The sequence below is a fragment of the Schaalia odontolytica genome (assembly GCF_031191545.1).
GTDB classification, from domain to species: Bacteria; Actinomycetota; Actinomycetes; order Actinomycetales; family Actinomycetaceae; genus Pauljensenia; species Pauljensenia odontolytica.
Window position 1 is genome coordinate 209642 of record NZ_CP133472.1, and the last position, 20436, is coordinate 230077.

14 protein-coding genes are annotated in these 20436 nt (G+C 66.6%); 4 read left to right on the forward strand and 10 right to left on the reverse strand.

What is annotated here, in order from left to right:
* Window position 1: 1 nt before the first annotated feature.
* The 4 genes from RDV55_RS00945 to RDV55_RS00960 all read right to left on the reverse strand — a co-directional run bounded on the left by RDV55_RS00945 (window position 2) and on the right by RDV55_RS00960 (window position 5225).
* Window positions 2-1750 carry an ABC transporter ATP-binding protein gene (locus tag RDV55_RS00945; protein ID WP_111822954.1) on the reverse strand — a complete coding sequence of 583 codons (1749 nt, stop codon included), beginning with the start codon at window positions 1748-1750 and terminating at the stop codon, window positions 2-4.
* A gap of 54 nt (window positions 1751-1804) precedes the next feature.
* The gene (gene holA / locus RDV55_RS00950; protein WP_111822953.1) at window positions 1805-2782 is read right to left on the reverse strand and encodes a DNA polymerase III subunit delta; all 978 of its coding nucleotides are present in this window, start codon (window positions 2780-2782) and stop codon (window positions 1805-1807) included.
* Window positions 2783-2943: 161 nt separating this feature from the next.
* Window positions 2944-4467 carry a ComEC/Rec2 family competence protein gene (locus RDV55_RS00955; protein ID WP_111822952.1) on the reverse strand — a complete coding sequence of 508 codons (1524 nt, stop codon included), beginning with the start codon at window positions 4465-4467 and terminating at the stop codon, window positions 2944-2946.
* A gap of 29 nt (window positions 4468-4496) precedes the next feature.
* Window positions 4497-5225 carry a ComEA family DNA-binding protein gene (locus RDV55_RS00960; RefSeq protein ID WP_245907622.1) on the reverse strand — a complete coding sequence of 243 codons (729 nt, stop codon included), beginning with the start codon at window positions 5223-5225 and terminating at the stop codon, window positions 4497-4499.
* Window positions 5226-5431: 206 nt separating this feature from the next.
* On the opposite strand from RDV55_RS00960, the gene RDV55_RS00965 reads away from it, so the two are divergent.
* From RDV55_RS00965 to RDV55_RS00975, 3 genes are all read left to right on the forward strand, one after another.
* Window positions 5432-7384, forward strand: coding sequence for a helicase HerA-like domain-containing protein (locus tag RDV55_RS00965; RefSeq protein WP_111822950.1), 1953 nt, complete (start codon window positions 5432-5434; stop codon window positions 7382-7384).
* Between the two features lie 150 nt (window positions 7385-7534).
* The gene (gene proC, locus RDV55_RS00970) at window positions 7535-8341 is read left to right on the forward strand and encodes a pyrroline-5-carboxylate reductase (protein ID WP_111822949.1); all 807 of its coding nucleotides are present in this window, start codon (window positions 7535-7537) and stop codon (window positions 8339-8341) included.
* Between the two features lie 70 nt (window positions 8342-8411).
* Complete coding sequence (locus RDV55_RS00975; protein ID WP_111822948.1) at window positions 8412-9776, forward strand: Na+/H+ antiporter family protein; 1365 nt, start codon at window positions 8412-8414, stop codon at window positions 9774-9776.
* Between the two features lie 90 nt (window positions 9777-9866).
* On the opposite strand, the gene RDV55_RS00980 is transcribed toward RDV55_RS00975, so the two are convergent.
* From RDV55_RS00980 to RDV55_RS01005, 6 genes are all read right to left on the reverse strand, one after another.
* Window positions 9867-10967 (reverse strand): peptidase C39 family protein, encoded by a 1101-nt coding sequence (locus RDV55_RS00980; protein WP_111822947.1) that lies wholly within the window; start codon window positions 10965-10967, stop codon window positions 9867-9869.
* The gene (locus RDV55_RS00985; RefSeq protein ID WP_111822946.1) at window positions 10964-12520 is read right to left on the reverse strand and encodes an ABC transporter ATP-binding protein; all 1557 of its coding nucleotides are present in this window, start codon (window positions 12518-12520) and stop codon (window positions 10964-10966) included. Before RDV55_RS00985 ends, RDV55_RS00980 begins: the two co-directional genes overlap by 4 nt.
* The gene (locus tag RDV55_RS00990) at window positions 12517-13374 is read right to left on the reverse strand and encodes an ABC transporter permease (protein ID WP_111822945.1); all 858 of its coding nucleotides are present in this window, start codon (window positions 13372-13374) and stop codon (window positions 12517-12519) included. Before RDV55_RS00990 ends, RDV55_RS00985 begins: the two co-directional genes overlap by 4 nt.
* Window positions 13374-14324, reverse strand: a complete 951-nt coding sequence (locus RDV55_RS00995) for an ABC transporter permease (RefSeq protein WP_111822944.1) — start codon at window positions 14322-14324, stop codon at window positions 13374-13376. Before RDV55_RS00995 ends, RDV55_RS00990 begins: the two co-directional genes overlap by 1 nt.
* Window positions 14325-15914, reverse strand: coding sequence for an ABC transporter substrate-binding protein (locus RDV55_RS01000; protein ID WP_111822943.1), 1590 nt, complete (start codon window positions 15912-15914; stop codon window positions 14325-14327). It abuts the gene before it with no gap.
* A 117-nt stretch (window positions 15915-16031) separates the two neighbouring features.
* Window positions 16032-17387, reverse strand: coding sequence for a M20/M25/M40 family metallo-hydrolase (locus tag RDV55_RS01005; RefSeq protein ID WP_111822942.1), 1356 nt, complete (start codon window positions 17385-17387; stop codon window positions 16032-16034).
* A 222-nt stretch (window positions 17388-17609) separates the two neighbouring features.
* Here RDV55_RS01005 and valS point away from each other — a divergent pair, with 222 nt between their 5' ends.
* Window positions 17610-20324, forward strand: a complete 2715-nt coding sequence (valS, locus tag RDV55_RS01010; RefSeq protein ID WP_111822941.1) for a valine--tRNA ligase — start codon at window positions 17610-17612, stop codon at window positions 20322-20324.
* Window positions 20325-20436: the final 112 nt, after the last annotated feature.

Sequence of the window (20436 nt, forward strand, 5' to 3'; positions counted from 1 at the left end):
GTCAGGCCACCTCGCTTTCGCTCGCCGCGTTCTGGGAGTCGTAGATCGCGCGATACTCCCCACCCGCCGCCAGCAGTTCCTCGTGGGTGCCACGTTCCTTGATGCGTCCATCGTCGAGCACGATGATCTGGTCGGCGTGAATCACCGAGGACAGGCGCTGGGCGATGATGATGGTCGTCGTGCCCGGGATCTCGGTCTCAAAAGCGTCGCGGATCAGCGAGTCGGTCTTCGTGTCCACGGCGGAGGTCGAGTCGTCCAGGATGAGAATCTTCGGGTTCTTCAGCAGTGCGCGGGCGATGCACAGGCGCTGCTTCTGGCCGCCCGACACGTTGGTGCCGCCCCGAGAGATCACATAGTCGTAGCCGCCGGGCAGCTGTCGGATGAACTCGTCGGCCTGAGCGAGCTGACAGGCGCGCTCGATCTGCGCGTCGGTCGCATCCGGATTGCCCCAGCGCATATTGTCCTTAATCGTGCCCGAGAAGAGGACGTTCTTCTGCAGGACGACCGACACCGCGTCGCGCAGCGAGCAGAGGTCGTAATCGCGCACGTCGCGCCCTCCGACCTTCACGGTTCCCTCGGAGACGTCGTAGAGTCGGCAGATCAGCTGGATGAGCGAGGTCTTGGACGAACCGGTGCCGCCGACGATGCCAAGGGTTGAGCCGGAGTCGATGCGCAGGTCGATGTCGGACAGCGCGTTCTCTTCGGCCCTCTCGGAGTACTTGAACGACACCCCCTCGAAGGCCACGGAGCCGTCCGCAACGGTCGTCACGCCGTTGGCCGGGGATGTCAACGACGGCTGGTGGGTAAGGACCTCGGCAATACGGTTCGCGGACTCGGCGGCCATCGTCGTCATGACGAAGATGAAGGCGAGCATGAGCATATGCACGAGAATCTGGATGCCGTAGGTGATGAGCGCGGTCAGGCCACCCTTCGTCAGCTCTGTGCCACCCGAATTCACGATGATCGAGGCACCAATGTAGTCGACGGCGACGATGGCCGCAAAGATGAAGAGCATCATGACGGGACTGTTGAGTGCGATGAGCTTCTCGGCGTTCGTGAAGTCCTTGCGCACGTCCTGCGAGGCGGCACGGAACTTGGTCGTCTCGTGCTCCTCGGTGACGAAGGACTTCACCACGCGGATAGCGGCGACGTTCTCCTGCACCGAGTTGTTCAGCGCATCGTACTTCTTGAAAATACGGCGGAAAATCGGGAAGGCAACCAGCACAATGACGGCCAGGATGATTGCGAGCAGCGGCACCATGCCGAGGAAGATCAGCGCCATCTGGGAGTTGATCCGCCAGGCCATGACGATGGAGAAAACGATCATGAGCGGCACGCGCACTGCGATGCGGATCAGCATACCGAAGGCGTTCTGAACGTTCGTCACGTCCGTTGTCATGCGGGTGACCAGCGAGGACGTGGAGAAACGGTCGATATCGGCGAAGGAGAAATCCTGCACCTTGAAGAACAGATCGTGACGCAGATTCTTGGCCAGGCCCACCGATGCGGTCGCCGAGAAGCGGGCGGCGAGAATGCCGCACGTGAGCGAGGCGAAGGCCAGGCCTATGAGGATCAGCCCCAGTCTCAGGACGGGGCTGAGGGATACTCCGTCGAGCGCGTCCACGAGCGTGACCATGGTCAGCGGGATCAAGCACTCGAGGATGACCTCCCCGATGATGAACAGCGGGGTCAGGATCGCGGGTTTCTTAAACTCGCGCAGCCTCCCCACCAGCGTTCGAATGGTTCTCATTCCGCTCCTCTTCGTTCCCTACGTAGGTCCAATAGACGAGGCCGGGGCGGGTTCTTAGCGCCCGCGCAGCCTGCAAATGGTGATAATTGCTTTTTCGATGGCGCGTTGCGGGTCCCGCGACGCGCCCTTTGTTTCGGCGTCCGCCGTTGCGATGGCACCGAAGGCCCCCGCCAGTGAGGCGTCGGACCAGCCGCGCAGTTCTCGTCGGGCTCGGTCCACCTGCCAGGGAGCCATTTTGAGGGCCGATGCCGATCCTCCGATGGATACCTTCGCCATGGCACGGAACTTCATGGCCAGGGCGGTGACGAGCAGCTGGGGGGCGATGCCGGTCGCGAAGGCGTGACGGGCAAGCGTCAGGGCTTTCGCGGAGTTGCCCGCGACGGCCGCGTCGGCGACGTCGTAGCCCGTGGCCTCGACGCGTCCGGCCTGGTAGCGGCGCACGTCCTCCAGGGTGATGCGACCGCTGACATCGGAGAGAAGCTGGGCCAGGGCACCGGCCATCGAGCGAGGGTCGTTGCCGAGAGCATCCACGAGGGCCTGCTGGGCCTCGGTGTCCATCTGTCGGTGTGCGGCGCGCACGTCGGAGGCGATCAGCGCCAGCTTATCACGGTCATTTTTCAGCGGATCGGCGGGGATCACTGGCCATTTTGCCTTCGTGATCGCGTCGATGACCTTCCTGCCGCGGGCGTTGCCCCCGGGGTGGGCCAGGAACATCCACACGTCGGGGGCAGGGGCCGCGGCGTAGGCGATGAGGTCGTTGGCGAGGGCATCGCTCATGGTCTCCAGGTCCCGGATGATCACCATGCGGGATTCGCCGAAGAGTGAGGGCGAGGCGATGACGTCGAGCTGCCCGGCCTGGTAGGTGGCCGCGTTGATGTCGGTGCGCTCAAGGTTGGGGTCGGCCTCGTGGGCGAGGGCCCGCAACTGATCGAGGGCGCGGTCGACGAGGAGGCCCTCGGGGCCTTTGATCAACACGATGGGTGCCAGCGTGATCTGGGCGGGTGCCGCCGGGCGCGAACCGCGTGCTGCCACGTCTTCCTGCCTTTCCGCTGAACCGCTAACTGTCTAAGTCTGCCACCCAGCGGCCCCATCTGCGTCCATCTTTGCCATGGGCGGACACGAGTCGTGGCAGGTGTCACCAGCTTTCTCGGGCGCTCGGCGATCACACCCGTGCGTGGGTGTCTGTTCTCCTCTCACGCTGCCTGCTCTCCCGCGAGCGGCGCACCCCAGCGCGCCCACGCCTGCCACGCGATCCATCCGACGCCGCAGCACGCATACACGCTCAGAACGGTGGAAGAACCACCCGGCACGCGCACCCCGTTGCCGGGCAGGGAAGCGGCCCAGCGCGCAGTTCCGGCAATCCACGTGGTCGCCCACGAGGCGACGACAGCGCACCCTGAGGCCGCGCGGATGCTCAGCGGGGCGAGAAGAGCCCCCGCAAGTCCCGCAACCGTCGCGACCGGAACGGCGGGCTCGGCGATAACATTGGCCGCGATCCCCCAGATGGGAACGTTCCCGGACAGGGAGACGATGAGGGGCGCAGTCGCAAGCTCGGCGAGGGCGGGCACGCACACCAACTCCGTCAGGCGGCGCAGTACCTTTCCCACGCGCGTGTCTCCACGAAGATACCGGCGCGATCGACGAATCAGCGCCGCCGAGGGACCGACGACCGCGAGCGCGGCGAGCGCCGACAGGGCGAATCCGTAGGAACGGGACGCCCAGGGATCGATGAGGAGGGTGGCGATCACGACGGCGCACAGTGCCGCGATTGGTTGGCCGTCGCGCCCAAGGATGAGGCCAAGAGCGGCGACGGATGCGACGCAGACGGAGCGCACGACGGAAGCGTCGGGGCCGACGAGGGTGAGGATCGTCCCGAGGACGAGGAGGGTTGCCGCGACGCGCAGGAGTCTTCGCGCGGGCAGGACGAGGGTGACGGTGGCCAGGATGATGACGATGTGGGAGCCGGAGACGGCGGTGAGGTGGGTGAGGGAGGTTGTCTTCATCGCCTGGGAGAGGTCTGCGGGCAGTCCTCGGTCGTCCCCGATCGCCATGCCGGGGACGAGGGCGCGCGCGTCTGCGGGCAGGGAGCGACAGGCCTGGCCGAAAGCTTGGTGAGTGGCGCGTCTCCAGGCGGCCAGGCCGCCGGGCCGCTCGATGAGGCGTGCGCGCCTGGCGCGTATTGCGCCTACCGATGGCGCGTCAGCCGCGAAGGTCGTGTCCAGGCTCCCCCAGACCTCGTAGACGTCGCCGCGCGCGCCGCCGTCCCATCCGGGTGCGGTGACGAGCGCGGTCGCGTTCGAGGGGAGCCATTCCTCCCCTTCAGAGATCGCCTCGACGTGCACGCGAGCACGTCGCCTGTCGGAGAAGACGGACGATGCGGGGGCGGGGTCGCTTCGGAGTACGACGCGCGCGTGGATGGATCCGGAGTCACGTTGGGCGGGGTCGTCGTCGTAGTCCCGGCGGGCGGTGGAGCCAACCGCGAGCGCGCAGGCCGCGCACGCGAGGATGAGCGCGAGGCCGAGGCGCAAGGATCTGGGTGGCGTGAGAGCGTGCTTCGGGCTCGTGCGTCCTTGGCGTGTGCGGGCGTAGGAGGCGGCGCAGCACAGCGCCGCGAGGACGCACCCATAGATCGTGGCGTTGGGAGCCGGGTGTCCTGTCGCCCACCAGGTGGCCGCCCAGGTCGCGGCGGCTGCTGGGGCGAGGCGTAGATCGATCATGCGGGGAGCGCATCGTGGCTGCGTGTTGCTCATGGGCACACCCCGGGTCGGATCCTCTCGATGAGTGATGGTCCGATACCCGGGACATCGTCAAGCTCTTCGACGGAGTTCAGGCGCGGATGTGTGGATCGATAGGAAATGATGCGCTGGGCGAGTGCTGGGCCAATGCCGGGCAGGGTCTGCAGCTCGGCCTCGGTCGCGGTGCCCAGGCGAACGCAGGACCGAGCGGCTGTGCCCGCTTCGGCTGAGGCGGGTGGTGGTGTCTCTCCGACAACGCCGACCCGTATCTGTTCTCCGTCGACGAGGACGCGGGCGAGGTTGATCGATTCCAGGTCGGCCTCGGGTAGCGCGCCTCCAGCCGCGGTGATCGCGTCGAGGACTCGGGAGGTGGCCGGCAGGGTGAGGACGCCGGGCGCGGCGACGGCACCGGAGACGTAGACGACGACGTCTCCTCCGCCGTTGCTGGGCGAGGCTGCGGGTTGTGGCGGCTCACCCGTTGAGGGTGTGACATCGCCGCTTTGCTGCGACGCGGATTGAGCGAGGGACGGAGCGCGTTCCACCCTCGCGGCGTGCCTCCACACGCCGACGGCCGCGATCATGACGACCACGACGATGAGCGCTGCTACGGTCGCACCGCCGGGCAAGAGACGGGCGACACTCGGCTCGGCGGGTTCGTCGTCCTCCGTCAGGGCGCTGTCGTATACGGCTTTCGTCAGCGCGGCCATGCGCCGACGAGCCATCCATCGTGGCACGTTCATGACCCCACGCTAGCCCCCGTAAACACCCGGGGAACACACGAGAACGACCCCCTGTGGATAACTGCGATGCGCGCGGTGGGCTTGTGGACGAATCCCACACCCAACCCACACCGCACAACTCGCATGGGACCGCGGTCCCAAGGGATACTGTTGCGGAGACGTCGAAGTACAGTGGCGCCCCGCGCCCGCAGCCGAAAGGCAACACTATGAGCGAGAATATCGAGGAACTGAAGGCGCAGCTCGCTGCGGCGGAAGCCGCTGCGAAGGCGGCCGAAGCTGAGGCCGCCCGCGCGAAGGCAGAGGCTCTGCGCGCACAGCTCGAAGCTTCCGGCGGCCAGGCCGCACAGGACCAGGGCACGCAACCTGCCCCCGAGGCACCGACCTCCGTTGGCGAGGCACAGGCCGAGCAGGCACCCGAGGCCGCCCCGGCCTCGTCCCCTGCCCCCAGCGGGGACCTGTCGGCTTTCGCCACCCAGATCCAGGGTGCCTACTCCTGGGACATCCCGGCGGTCACGATCGGCACCCTCATCGACGGTGGCGCGCGCGTGCCCGGCGTGAGCGCCAAGATGCCGCTGCCCATGTTCAACCGCCACCTCCTGGTCGCCGGCGCGACGGGCACAGGCAAGACCCGTACCCTCCAGCTCCTAGCCGAGGGACTGTCCGCTAACGGATCCTCCGTGCTCCTGTGCGACGTCAAGGGCGACCTGACGGGCCTGGCCGAGGCGGGCGTGAGCTCCGAGAAGCTCTTGAGCCGCACGGCCGCCAACGGGCAGGACTGGGCCTCGTCCCAGTTCCCGATCGAGCTGCTGAGCCTGGGCGGCGCGGATGCGCAGTTCCCGGGTGTGCCCGTGCGCGCCCAGGTCTCCGATTTCGGCCCGATCCTGCTGGCCCGCGCGCTCTCACTGAACACGACGCAGGAACAGGCCCTCCAGTTGATCTTCGCGTGGGCGGACGGCCAGGGACTCGAGCTCGTGGATCTGCCCGACCTACGTTCCGTCATCTCCTTCCTCACCTCCGACGAGGGCAAGGACGAGCTGGCGACGATCGGTGGCGTTTCCAAGGCCACTGCCGGCGTCATCCTGCGCGCCCTGACCGCGCTCGAGTCCCAGGGCGGCGGCCAGTTCTTCGGCGCTCCCGGGTTCGACACGGCCGACCTCATGCGCATGGATTCGACGGGCCGCGGCATCATTTCCCTGCTCGGCGTCGGTGACATTTCCTCGCGCCCGGCGCTGGTCAGCGCGGTCATCATGTTCCTGCTCGCCAACCTCTTTTCCACCCTGCCCGAGGTCGGCGACGTCGAGCGCCCCAAGCTCGTGTTCTTCTTCGACGAGGCACACCTGCTCTTCGCGGACGCCACCAAGGAGTTCGAGCGTCAGGTCGTCCAGACCGTGCGCCTCATCCGCTCCAAGGGCGTGGGCGTCGTCTTCGTGACGCAGACTCCCAAGGATATCCCCTCCGATGTCCTGGCCCAGCTCGGTTCGCGCATCCAGCATGGCCTGCGCGCATCGACGCCGGATGACTTCAAGAAGCTCAAGGCGACGGTCCAGACTTTCCCGAAGACCTCCCTGGAGCTCGACGAGGTCCTCACGACCCTGGGTACGGGCGAGGCGGTCGTGACCGTCCTTGATCCGAAGGGTAACCCCACGCCGGTCACCCCCGTGGGCATTTGGGCACCCGCCTCCGTCATGGGTCCCGCCTCTACGGACACGATCGGGCGCATCAATCAGTCCAGCGTCATCATGGGCCGCTACCGCGACGCCGTGAACCCGGATTCGGCCGAGGAGAAGCTCGAGCGTCGCAGCGCAGAGGCCCAGGCCGCTCGCGAGGAAGCCATCGCTCAGGAGGAGGCCGCCAAGGAAGCAGAACGCGAGCGCAAGGAGGCCGAGAAGGAAGCCGAGCGCGCCGCCAAGGAGGCCGAGAAGGAAGCCGAGCGCGCCGCCAAGGAAGCCGAGAAGGCCGCCGCCAAGGAAGAGGCCGCACGCCAGAAGGAAATGGAGCGGCTGCGTCGCCAGGTCGAAAAGCAGCAGGAGAAGGAGGAGGCCGCTCGCCAGCGCGCCGCCGAACGGCGCACCCGCCAGGTCGAAAACGTCCTCGGGTCGGTCCTGCGTACAGCCGGCCGCGAGATCACGCGTTCCATCTTCGGCACGCGCAAGCGCTGACATCGCCACTATATGGCGCGAGGCCGGGGCTAGGGACTCACATTGAGGATCTCGGGCCCCGGCCTCGTCTCACACTTCGGCCACTGTGCCAAGAAATTGCAAAACGGGGTAGGCTGCATCCCAATCGACCAACTGTCACGGGAGACCCTGATGCGTATCGGATTCATCGGAACGGGAGCCATGGCCCAGGCCATCGCTCGCGGTGCCGTCGCGTCCGGCGTCGATCCCGCGACACTGGTCTTCTCCAACCGCACGGCCACCAAGGCCTGCGATCTCGCCGACGAACTCGGCGGGAACGCCGCGTCCTCGAACGCTTCCTTGGCCCGTCAGGTCGACATCGTCATCCTGGCTGTCAAGCCCAAGGATCAGCGCGCGATCATCAAGGAGATCTCCCCCATCGTGGTCGGTCGCCCCGACATCTGCGTCGTCTCTTTGGCGGCTGGACGCACGCTCGACCAGATCACCACTGACTTCGGCGCGGGCATCCCGCTCGTACGCGTCATGCCGAACGTCGCAGCCACCGTCGGACAGTCCATGACCGCCTTGACGGCCACGCGCGCCACCGACGCCCAGGTCGAGGCCGTTCGATCCCTCATGGATTCGGTCGGCCGCACCATCCTCATCGACGAGGACTATTTCCCCGTGTTCCAGGCCCTGGCCTCGTGCTCTCCGGCCTGGTATTTCCAGATTGTTGATTCTTTCGCCCGCGCGGGCCTGAAGTACGGGCTGTCCAAGGACAGCGCCGTCGAGATCGCAGCGCAGGCGATGGCGGGGGCCGCCACGCTGCTCCTTGCCGAGCGCGAGAATGGAACCATCCCCGCGCAACTCATTGATCGCGTGACAAGCCCCGGCGGCACCACAATCGCAGGATTGCTGGCCGCCGAGGAAGGCGGTTTGTCGACCGCACTGGTTAGTGCCGTCGACGCCTCCATCCACGCCGACTCCCATCTCGGCTGATTCCACCTGCCGCGACGCGGCTTACCTTCCTATTTTTGCGCTGTCGCGCACCCTCAACACAGGAACACTCATGTTGCTTTTCAACGCAGTCGTGCTTTCCGTGATCGTCATGCTGGTCCTCAGCATCGCTCGCGTGCACGTCGTCATCTCACTCTTCGTCGCCTCCCTCGTGGGCGGACTCGTGGCCGGAATGGGCATTTCCGGCACCATGGTCGCATTTCAGGACGGCCTGGCCGGAGGCGCGAAGATCGCTCTGTCCTATGCCCTGCTCGGCGCGTTCGCCATGTCGGTCGCCCACTCGGGTTTGCCTCGCCTCCTGGCGAACTGGATCATCAATAGGCTACGCAACGCCGATGATTCGAATTCGGCGCGCGTCGCCCGTTCCGCCAAGTGGGGCATCCTCGGCGGTGTCCTCGTCATGGGCGTGATGAGCCAGAACCTCATTCCGATTCACATCGCCTTCATCCCGCTGCTGGTTCCCCCGCTCATCGGCGTCATGAACGAGCTGAAGATGGACCGACGCATGGTTGCCTGTGCGATCACTTTCGGCATCGTCACGACCTACATGTTCGTACCGATCGGTTTCGGTCGTATCTTCCTGCACGACATTCTCTACAAGAACATTGAGGATGCGGGTCTGCCCGTCGAGGGCGTCGTCAATCCGATGGCCGCCATGGCGATCCCCGCCCTGTCGATGGCGGTGGGTTGCTTCATCGCCCTGTTCGTCTCCTACCGCAAGCCGCGCGAGTACGAGCAGCGCGAGACCGAGTTCAGCACGGGCGATGATAAGCCGATCAGCATGGTGAAGGTGTGGGCGGCCGTCGTCGCCCTCATCGCCTGCTTCGTGATCCAGGCGGTCCTGACCAAGATGGACTCCGATGCCGACCCGCTGCTCGTGGGTGCTCTCGTGGGTCTGTGCCTCATGCTCGCCATGCGTGTCGTCCCGTGGCAGCAGGCCGACGACGTGTTCAGCGGCGGCATGAAGATGATGAGCCTCATCGGCCTCATCATGATCACCGCGCAGGGTTACGCCTCCGTCCTGAAGGCCTCGGGTCAGATCGAGCCTCTCGTCCAGCAGACCTCCGCGATGTTTAACGGTTCGAAGGCGCTGGCCGCCATGATCATGCTTGTTGTCGGCCTGATCATCACGATGGGCATCGGCTCGTCCTTCTCGACCCTGCCGATCATTTCGGCGATCTACGTGCCTCTGTGCGTGGCGCTGGGCTTCTCCCCCGTCGCTACCGTCGCAATCATCGGTACCGCTGGTGCTCTGGGCGACGCAGGTTCGCCCGCATCCGACTCCACGCTTGGCCCGACAGCCGGTCTGAGCGTGGACGGTCAGCACGACCACATGCGCGACACGGTCATCCCGGAATTCATCCACTACAACATCCCGCTGTTGGTCGGCGGGTGGATCGCCGCGATGGTCCTGTAAGGGGCTCGCTCGTCATTCACGAGGCCGGGGCTGGGGTGCACGAACACGTGACCCGGCCCCGGCATCGTTATACACCCGCGAGCGCGACGCTCACAGGTGCACGATGATGCAGGCTCTGGCGCGTTCTTCTTCCTCCCATTGAGCCGATTCCCAGAGCTGCTCGAGCGTGATTGCCTCCGACCACGTTTCGACCCAGGTCTCGCCGAACTGCTCGTCGTTCCATGGATCGTGAATCAGTGCGTGCTCGCCGACGATCCCCCACACGTAGACCCAGTGGGGTGTTTGCTCCCCGTTGAGATCCGCAAGGTCAACGAGCACGATGACGCCATTTCCCCGCTGAACAGCGAAACGCAGATCCTCGAGGCCCAACGCGGCGATCCGGTCCCAAACCCCGAGTGCCCTGGCCTCGTCCACGTGCTGGTGGTGGATGGCGCGCCTGACCGCGGGGGACGCCGCGTGCGCGCGCGTCAGCCCAACGATCGGCCCCTCATGGGTGACGACTACCTCGACGCTCTGTCCGCGCCTGGCCAGAGCCGCCGCCAAGCCGTAGGGCCCAACCCCGAGCGAGTACGTCGATTCGCGCCACAGCTCCATCTCGTCACGCAGGCCGTGGCTGACCTCATGAGGGGCACCTCCGCTGGCGTGTGCGAGGGCCATGAGCGCACTGGCCGGGCCGCACGTGAAGTCGGTTTTCTGCCGCACATACGCGGGAATCGCCTCGGGACGAGCGTTCCACCGAACCCATCCGCGCACGCTGGCGTGCCCGTGGTCGGGGTCTTCCTCGATGGACAGCGGCGAGCCGACCACCCCTGCGGCAGTAAAGCCTCGGGAGCCAAGCGCCTTCTCGAAGACGGAGCCCTCATCGCGCGTCGCAGCCTTCGCAAGCGGGGCACCCGGAGCAGCATCGAGGACGGCCTGGATGAGAACCTCCCACGATTGAGCAGACTCGATGGCCCGTGCCCCGGCGTCGCCACCGTCCAGCAGACACGCATCCACGATCGTTCGGTGGGCCGAGGTCGCCCGGTGGGCTTCCAGGAGTGCGTGCCCGTTGAACGTCCACAGGGTCGCGGACATCGCCGGACCCATCGCTGCCCATCGCTCGGCCTGCGCGTCGGGAACACGAAGAGCCTTCAGCTGCTCGCGCACGTTATCGCCGGGCCGGATCGGGGTTGACGTCGGGGTGGTGCTCATACGGCCTCCATGTCTCGACCGGGCACGGCGCTCAGGAGCTGAACCGTGTATTCCTCGGAAGGACTGTGCAGGATCTCTTCAGTCGGGCCTTCCTCCACGACGAGGCCGTCTTTCATGATGACCAGGCGGTCGCACATCGCGCGCGCCACCACCAGGTCGTGGGTGATGAACACGAGAGCGAATCCCCGCTCCGCCTGCAGGCGCATCAGCAGGTCGAGGATGGATGCCTGAACGGACACGTCGAGGGCCGAGACTGCCTCGTCCGCGATGAGGACGCTCGGAAGTGTTGCCAGCGCACGCGCAATCGCCACCCGCTGGCGCTCGCCACCAGAGAGGCGGGAGGGGCGATGCTTCGCGTACTCTGCCGGGAGTTCGACTGCGGTGAGCAGGTCGGTGACGTCACTGGCCGGGCGACCCGCGACGGAGGCTGCTTCGGCGAGCGTCTGCCCGATGGTTCGCGCAGGGTTGAGGGCCGAATACGGGTTCTGGAAGACGATGCCGACGGCCGGTCCCCGATCGGCTTGCGCGTTGACGCGGACCGTTCCAGAGTCGGCGTGTTCCAGCCCGATGATGATGCGCGCGAGTGTCGTCTTACCAGACCCGGATTCTCCGACGATGCCGATGGATTCTCCCCGCGCGATGTCCAGGGACACATCCATGAGGGCAATGTGCGAGTCCTTACGAGATCGAAATACCTTCGTGAGGTCGCGAACCTCGACGATCGTTTCTACGCCGTCGGACGTGGACTTGCCTTCGCGCGGGTTGGGACCATCGATCCGGGGTTCGGCGTCCGCCAGGCGTTTCGTGTACTCGTGCACAGGCGAGGTCAAGACCTCATTGACCGGTCCTTCTTCGACGATCTGACCGTCTTTCATGACGATGACGTCGTCGCCAAACTGACGCGCGAGCGCCAGGTCGTGGGTGACGAGCACGAGCGCCATGTCATGCTCATTGCGCAGGCGCGTCAGCAGCGTCAGGATGTCGCGCTGGGTGGTAACATCCAGGGCCGTCGTCGGTTCGTCGGCGATGAGGACGCGCGGCTCAGAGTCGAGGGCTGCCGCGATGGCGACGCGCTGGCGCATTCCGCCCGACAGTTCGTGGGGGTACGAGCGAGCGACACGTGCGTCCAGGCCGACGTCATCGAGAAGTGAGCGTGCGCGCTGGGCTCGCTCTAAGCGCCTGCCGGTGCGCGCAGCGGTGATTTGCTCACCGCACGGCAGCGTCGGTGCCAGCGAGGTGAAGGGATCCTGCGGGAGCCAGACGATGCCACCACCACGTTGCTTCTTCAAACGCCCCTGGTCCGCCACCAGGTCGTAGGCTTCCCCGCCCAGCGACACCGTGCCGCTGGGAGAGAGGGCCGAAGGTGTGAGAGCGCAGAGCGTGCGCGCGAGCATCGACTTTCCCGCACCGGACTCACCCACGATGACGAGGGTGCGCCCGGAGCGGGCGTTCACGCTTACGTCGTCGACGATCACTCGCCCACAGCGGTCGGTGACGCTCACATGCGAGGCCACGAGGCCGTCGCCGCTGTCACGTATCGTCGCGGTACTCATAGGTCACGCTCCTTGTGGTCGGCAAACCAGTCACCCGCAATGTTGATCGCTGTGGCCGTGACGATGATGGCGAGGCCTGCGGTCACAGACGCGGCGGGGTTTTGAGAGAGGAGGACTCGTCCGTCAGCGAGCTGGCGCCCCCAGTCGGCATCCTGCGCCCCGACGCCGAGGCCCAGGTAGGACAGGCCGGACAGGGACACGAGCGCGAACGCGATGTTGACAAAGAGGTTCGCCCACACGATCGGCGTGATGTTCGGCAGGATATGCACCGCGAGGATGCGCGGACCCGATAGGCCCAGGACGCGCGTGGCCTCGATGTAAGGCTGGGGCTTTTGCGCGAGCGTGGCCGAACGGATCATACGGACGTCGGAGGGAGCAAACAGCACGATGAGGACCCCGACCGTCACCCAGTAGCTACCTCCGATCACACCGGCGACGACGATCGCGAGGAGCGTGACGGGAAGCGACAGGAGCACCTCACAGGAGCGAGACACGCAAGCGTCCCACAGCCCGCCGCGCCAGGCCGCGCTCATCCCAAAGATCAGACCGGCGACCATTGACCCGACGGCGATGACAATCGGGCCAACGATCGCTGAGCGCGCGCCGGCGACCGTCAAGGCGAGAACATCACGTCCGACCTTGTCCGTGCCCAGAAGGTGTCCGGCGGTGCCCGCCGGGCTCACGCCGAGCGCCAGGTTCTGGTCCAGCGCGCCGGGAACCAGCACCGACGGGAAGACGACGCAGATCGCGACCACGACAAGCACCGCCACGGACAGGACCACCGAGCCGGGGATCTTGCGCGTGGAGGAGCCTATGCCTCGTCCCAGGGCGCGCGGAGAAAACGACAACGCCATCAGGCTCCCCTCCCCGCGCCAATCGTCTGACGCGGATCGACAGCGAAGGCGACGACATCGACGATCAAGGTAACGACGATGATGACGAAAGCGACGAGCAGCGCGATGGCCTGCACAACGGGAACGTCCTTGTAGGTGATGGAGTCCGCGAGGAGCTGTCCGAGGCCGGGCAGGGAGAATGCCTCTTCGACGAGCACCGTGGACCCAAAGAGCGTCCCGAGGATCAGGCCAGCGGATGTGATGATCGGTAGGGCCGCTCCCCGCACGTACATCGCCGTGACGCGTCTGCTCGGCACTCCGCGCGAGCGCGCGAAGGTCACGTAGTCCTGGCCAAGCTCGGCGCCGACGGCCGCGCGGGTGATGCGTACGAGCATCGCACCGATTCCGGTCGCGAGGGCGATGGAGGGCAGGGTGAGGTGCCACAGGGTGTCGGCGAGGCCCGCGCCTTCGCCAAAGACGGGGAACCATCCGAGCATGAGCCCGAAGACGTACAGCAGCACGAGGCCGAGAGCGAATCCGGGTGCGGACACACCGACAACCGACCATCCGACGATCGTGCGGTCGACCCACGTTCCTCTGCGCCGTGCGGCAGCGATCCCCAAGGGGACACCGACGGCGACGGCGAGGATGAATGCGCCGATAGTGAGCCAGGCGGTGAGTGACACGCGCGAGGCGAGCACGTCGGTCACGGGCGTTGCGGAACGTACCGAGTCCCCGAAGTCGCCGGTAACGGCGCGAGTCAGCCAGTGCCAGTAGCGCACAACCAGGGGTTCATCCAGACCGTAACGCGCGGTCACGGCCTGGCGCACCTCGGGGGTCAGTCGCCTCGTGCCCACCAGAATCTTCACGGGGTCTCCGGGTACGAGATACAGGAGTGAGAAGACCACGAAGGACAGGAGGGTGAGCACCGCTGCCGCGCCGGCGAGGCGACGGAGTATGTAGCGCAGCATCTACTTGGCCAGCTCCAGGGAGGAGGCCCATGGGGTCATGAAGAAGTAGGGCGTGTACTCCGTCGGGGTGACGCGCGAGGAGAAGGCAGTCGAGGTCTTGCCCCACCACAGCGGCGAGTAGATCGTATTCTCCTGAGCGATGCGCTCCGCCTCGACGATGTCAGCGACGCGTTTGCTCGGGTCGGTCTGGGCGGCCTGGGAGGCGATCAGTCCGTGGACCTGCGCGTTGTCGTAGCGCGCGGGATTATCGGGGCCGAGGAGCCACCCGGCCACCTCGCCCGGGTCGCCGGTCGTGGAAGTGTAGCTCATGTAGGACAGGCCGTAGGTGCCGCTGCCAACCTCGGAGATCCACTCTTCGATGGGCTTGGAGGTGACGGTGAGGTTGATGCCGATCTGCTTGAGGTTGTCGGCGATCGCGAGGGCGGCGGATCCCAGGTCCGGGATCGACGAGGGATAGGTCAGCTCGGCGTCGAAGCCACCGGGGACCTTGGACTGGGCGAGTTCGGCGCGCGCGGCGTCCAGGTCGAAGGAGTCGATGGGCAGGCCCGCCTGGGTGTCCGCAGCTGCCAGCTCGCCGATCTCGCTGCCCAGCTGGTCTGGCGGCTCGATGCCCATCGCTGCCGTTGCCTGTCCCTTGAGGATCGAGGAGACGATGGTGGAGCGGTCGACCGCGTGGGCAACAGCCTTGCGCACGTGGATATCGTCGAAGGGCTCGACGTTTTGATCGAACGTGAGGCCCACGTAGGAGCGGTCCGACTCGGTCAGGACACTCACGCCGCCTATGCCCTGGAACTGCGACACCTGGTCGATGGGCAGCTGGGTGGCGACATCGATCGTCCCGTTCTTTTGCGCGAGGAAGCGCGCGTTCTCGTCAGAAAAGAAGTCGAACTCGATGGTCTGAGCGGGCGTGTCCCCGCCCCACCATGTGCCACTCTTTTCGAAGACGGCCTTGGAGTCGGGCTGGAAGGACACGGCCTTGTAGGGGCCTGTTCCCATGATGAGGTCCGCGGAGGACCCGTAGGAGGCGGCCGCCTCGTAGAAGGACTTTTCGGTGATCCACAGTCCGCCGTTCGCGGTCACGGTCCAACCGAAGTTGACGGCGGGTGCGGGCAGCGTAATCGTGATCTGGTTGTCGCCGCTTTGCTCGGCCTGGACGCCCGCGGGCCAGTAGACCGCGGAGGACGGGGACTTGTCGGGATCCTTGGCGATGTCGATCGAGAAAAGGACATCGTCGATAGTGACGGGGTTCCCGTCCTGGAACAGGGCGTCGGGGCGGATGTCGAACACCCAGGTCTGGGCGTCGTCGGTGTGATAAGCGGACGCAATCGCGGGGATCAGCTGACCGTCCTTGCCCACGGCGAGGAGGCCTTCGGAGACGACCTGCGCGACATAGTAGTTGATGATGCCGGTTTCGTGGGCGGTGTCCAGCGTGGACAGGGAGCCCGGCAGACCCACCGCGATCGTTCCCTCGCGGGACGCCGACTTGGCCGCGCCTCCAGCGGATGGGGCGCAGGACGCCAGGGTCGCACACATCATGGCAGCGACGGAGGCGAGGGTGGCTGCTGTTCGTGGGATGCGTGCGATGTGCATCGGTGTCTCCTTGCTTTGGGTAGTGGCGGTAGTGCCGACATCTACGGTATGTACAGGAGAAACGGGTCGAGAAGGATCATCGTCAGGCGGTCATTTGTAACACCGGTTGATTATGTGTCACACATGTGTCAGGTAGGTGGTCACGACCTCGTGCAGGACCTCCGCGGTCGCACGCACGTCGGCCAGGGCGATGTGTTCGTCGTGCGCGTGCAGCTGGGAGTAAACCTGTCCCAGGCTTGCCCCGCTGTCCACGGCTCCAAAGCCGTACCCGATGCCCCCGCGCCTGCGGGCAACGCGCAGGTCGGATCCGCCGGGGAAGAGGATGGGAACGACTGCCACCCGCGGGTAACGCTTTGCCAGAGCCGCTTCGATCGCCCGGTACAGGTCGGTGTCGATCGACGAGGCCGTGGCTGCCTCACTCAGGAGCCGCTCGATACTCACGTGCTCGGCGAGATCGCCGAGGGCCGCCGTGATGGCGGCATCCACGTCGTCGTCATCGACGCCCGGCAGCGTGCGGATGTCCAGCTCAAGAATGGCGTGGGAGGGCATGACGTTGATGGGCCCACCCGAGCGGGCGACCGTCTGGGCGACGGTCACGTGGGAGATCGCGTGTGCGAAGGCAGCCAGGTCACCGAACTCCGAGTAGTCGCCCTCGTAGGTGCCGTTGATGAGCCTGTTTTCGGTCGTTTCATCGAACTCGAAGGCGCGCACAAAGGATGCCCAGGCTTCGTCCTTCGCGGCGGGCCAGCGGGCACCGGACAGGGCCGCGCTCACCTGGGCGAGCCGCTCGACGGCGCTCGTGCGCCCCAACGGGACCGAGCCGTGGCCCGCGTCGCCGCGGATGTGCAGGCGGCGCTGGGCGGCCCCCTTTTCGCCGACGACCACGACGACGTTGTCGCCTCCGCGGCGCCCGCGAATGTGCGCCCCTCCCATTTCGGACAGGGCCGCGTCCCACGGGACGGCGTCCGGCCTGTGCTCGCCGATCCACGGGACGCCGAGACCTCCTCGGGCTTCCTCGTCTGCAGCGGCCACGAACACCAGGGAGCGCGCGGGCGGATGACCGTTCTGGGCGCAGCGCGCGACCTCGCGGGTCACGACGGCCATCGCGGCGGTCAGGTGGAGCATGTCGACCGTGCCGCGTCCCCACATGACGTCGTCCTCGATCTGCGCGCCGAAAGGCTCGCGCGTCCACTTGCTCTCGTCCACGGGCACAACATCCGTGTGACCGAGGAGGGTCAGTGGCGTGCCGGCGCTGCGCGGATCCGCGCCCTCGACCGTGACCACGAGGGAGGTGCGCCCCGGGTGCGGGGTGATCCGCTCGATCGACACGGGCAGGCCCTCGAAGAACTCCTCGAGGAGGTCGGCGGCGCGCTCCTCTCCGCCCGAATCGGCGGTCAGGTCGTTGACGCAGCCGAGGCGCACCAGGCACCCCAACAGGTCGACGGTCTGCTCACCCAGCGATTGCGCGCTCATGTTCTCCCCTTCCGCGCGGGGGGGCCTCGTCCCGGCTCCCCTGCCTGACACCACGGTATCCCCACGCGCTCGCGTTCACCCGAGCTCGCCACTAGAGGAGCTTTTGTAACGGCGCGTGTGAGCAACCGGTGCCCCGCGCCTCGGCGCTGCGTTGGACCGCAATGGCCGGGGAAAAGTACCCTAGTGGGGCAAACAGTCCACGACTCGGATGGAGATAACTCAATGACGGCCATGAACACCCGTGCGCAGGCGCCTCGCGTGCCCGACCGCGCCGCCCCCGAAGGCCTCGAAGCCAAGTGGGGTGAGGCCTGGGAAGATCAGGGCACCTACGCTTTTGACCGCAGCGCCACACGCGAGCAGGTGTACTCGATCGACACTCCCCCGCCGACGGTGTCCGGTTCCCTACACATCGGCCATGTTTTCTCCTACACGCACACCGACGTCGTGGCCCGCTACCAGCGCATGACCGGCAAGTCCGTGTTCTACCCGATGGGGTGGGACGACAACGGGCTGCCGACCGAGCGCCGCGTGCAGAACTACTTCGGCGTGCGCGTGGACGCGACCGCACCCTACGACCCCGACTTCGAGCCCCCGCACGTGGGCGGCGACGGCAAGTCGATCAAGGCTCGCGACCAGAAGCCGATTTCGCGCAAGAACTTCGTGGAGCTGTGCGAGCGCCTCACGGTCGAGGACGAGGCCCAGTTCGAGGCGCTGTGGCGCTACCTGGGCCTGAGCGTGGACTGGAAGCAGAACTACCAGACGATCGGAGCGCGTGCTCGCAAGGTCGCCCAGGCCGCTTTCTTGCGTAATCTGGCGCGCGGCGAGGCCTACCAGGCCGAGGCCCCGGGCCTGTGGGACGTCACCTTCCAGACGGCGGTCGCCCAGGCTGAGCTGGAGAGCCGCGAGTACCCGGGCTTCTACCACCGCCTGGCCTTCCACATCACGGATGCCGAGGCCGCCGCGAAGGCCGCTGCTGCTGGCGCGCCCGTGGAGGACGGCGTGGACGTGTGCATCGAGACGACGCGTCCCGAGCTGCTGGCCGCCTGCGTGGCGCTGATCGCCCACCCGGACGACGAGCGCTACAAGCCGCTGTTCGGCACGACGGTCGCCTCCCCCGTCTACGGCGTCGAGGTGCCGATCCTGGCTCACCCGGACGCCGAGATGGACAAGGGCGCGGGCATCGCCATGTGCTGTACCTTCGGCGACACGACGGACATCGACTGGTGGCGTGACCTGGATCTGCCGCTGCGCGCGATCCTGCGTAAGGACGGCCGCATCATCACCGAGACCCCCGAGTGGATCACGACCGATGCGGGCCGCGCGGCCTTCGAGGAGATCACCGGCAAGACGACGTTCTCGGCGCGCGAGGCCGTGGTGGCGGCCCTGCGTGAGTCGGGCGAGCTGAAGGGCGAGCCGACCAAGACGATGCGTCAGACCAACTTCTTCGAGAAGGGCGACAAGCCCCTGGAGATCGTCACCTCGCGCCAGTGGTACATCCGAAACGGTGGCCGCGCGTGGACGAACCCGGCCTCGGGCGCGGACCTGAACGAGGAGCTGATCGGCCGCGGCCGCGAGCTGGAGTTCCACCCCGACTTCATGCGCGTGCGCTACGAGAACTGGGTGAAGGGCCTCAAGGGCGACTGGTTGGTGTCGCGTCAGCGCTTCTTCGGCGTGCCCTTCCCGCTGTGGTACCGCGTGGACGCGGACGGCCAGGTGAACTACGACGACATCATCACCCCCACCGAGGCCGCCCTGCCGGTGGATCCGTCGACGGACGTGCCGGAGGGCTTCACGGAGGATCAGCGCGGCGTGGCCGGTGGCTTCGTGGGCGAGCTGGACATCATGGACACCTGGGCGACGTCGTCCCTGTCCCCGCAGCTGGCGTGCGGTTGGCTGGACGACGAGGACCTGTTCGCTCGCACGTACCCGATGGATCTGCGCCCGCAGGGCCAGGACATCATCCGCACGTGGCTGTTCTCCACTGTGGTGCGCGCCAACCTGGAGTTCGGCGCGCTGCCGTGGAAGCACGCGGGTCTGTCGGGCTGGATCCTGGATTCGGACCACAAGAAGATGTCGAAGTCCAAGGGCAACGTCGTGACTCCGATGGGCATCCTGGAGAAGTACGGCTCGGACGCCGTGCGTTACTGGGCGGCGTCGGCTCGCCTGGGCCTGGATGCGGCGTTCGACGAGCAGCAGATGAAGATTGGGCGCCGGCTGGCGATCAAGGTTCTCAACGCCTCGAAGTTCGCCCTGACGATGGGCGGCGAGGGCGCGGCGATCGATCTGGATCCGGCGCTGGTGACGGTGCCGCTGGATCGTTCGGTGCTGGCGGCGCTGGCCTCCGTCATCGACGAGGCGTCGGCTGCGTTGGCGGCTTACGAGCATTCGCGCGCGCTCGAGGTCACGGAGTCGTTCTTCTGGACGTTCTGCGACGACTACCTGGAGCTGGTCAAGGAGCGCGCCTACAACCGTGACGGCGCGTGGGACGAGGCCTCGGCCGCGTCTGCCCGTGCGGCTCTGGCGATCGTGATCGACAACGTTGTGCGCCTGCTGGCCCCCTACCTGCCGTTCGTGACGGAGGAGGTGTGGAGCTGGTACCGCGAGGGCAGCGTGCACGTTGCGACGTGGCCGGTTTCCTCGGATCTGGCCGGCGCACAGGGCGATCCGTCGGTGCTGGAGGCCGCGTCTTCTGCGCTGATCGCGCTGCGCCGCGTGAAGTCTGAGGCGAAGGTGTCGCCGCGCACCCCGTTCCTGGCGGTGACGGTGCGCGCTCCGCAGGCTCAGGTGGAGGCTCTGGAGTCCGTGAAGGGTGACCTGGAGGCCGCGTCGAAGGCGGTGGGTGCCCTGACCGTGGCTGCCTCCGACGACGCTGAGGCCACCGAGGCCGTTGTCGAGTCCTTCGAGCTGGGCGAAGCACCGGCGAAGCGCAAGGGCTGATCGCCTAGCTGTTTGGGGGCCGCCCGTGGGAAACCACGGGCGGCCCCCCACCTTTTCAGAGTCTTTATCGGATTTGAACTAAGCCAGCAAATCCTCCACCCCACCACCTGTT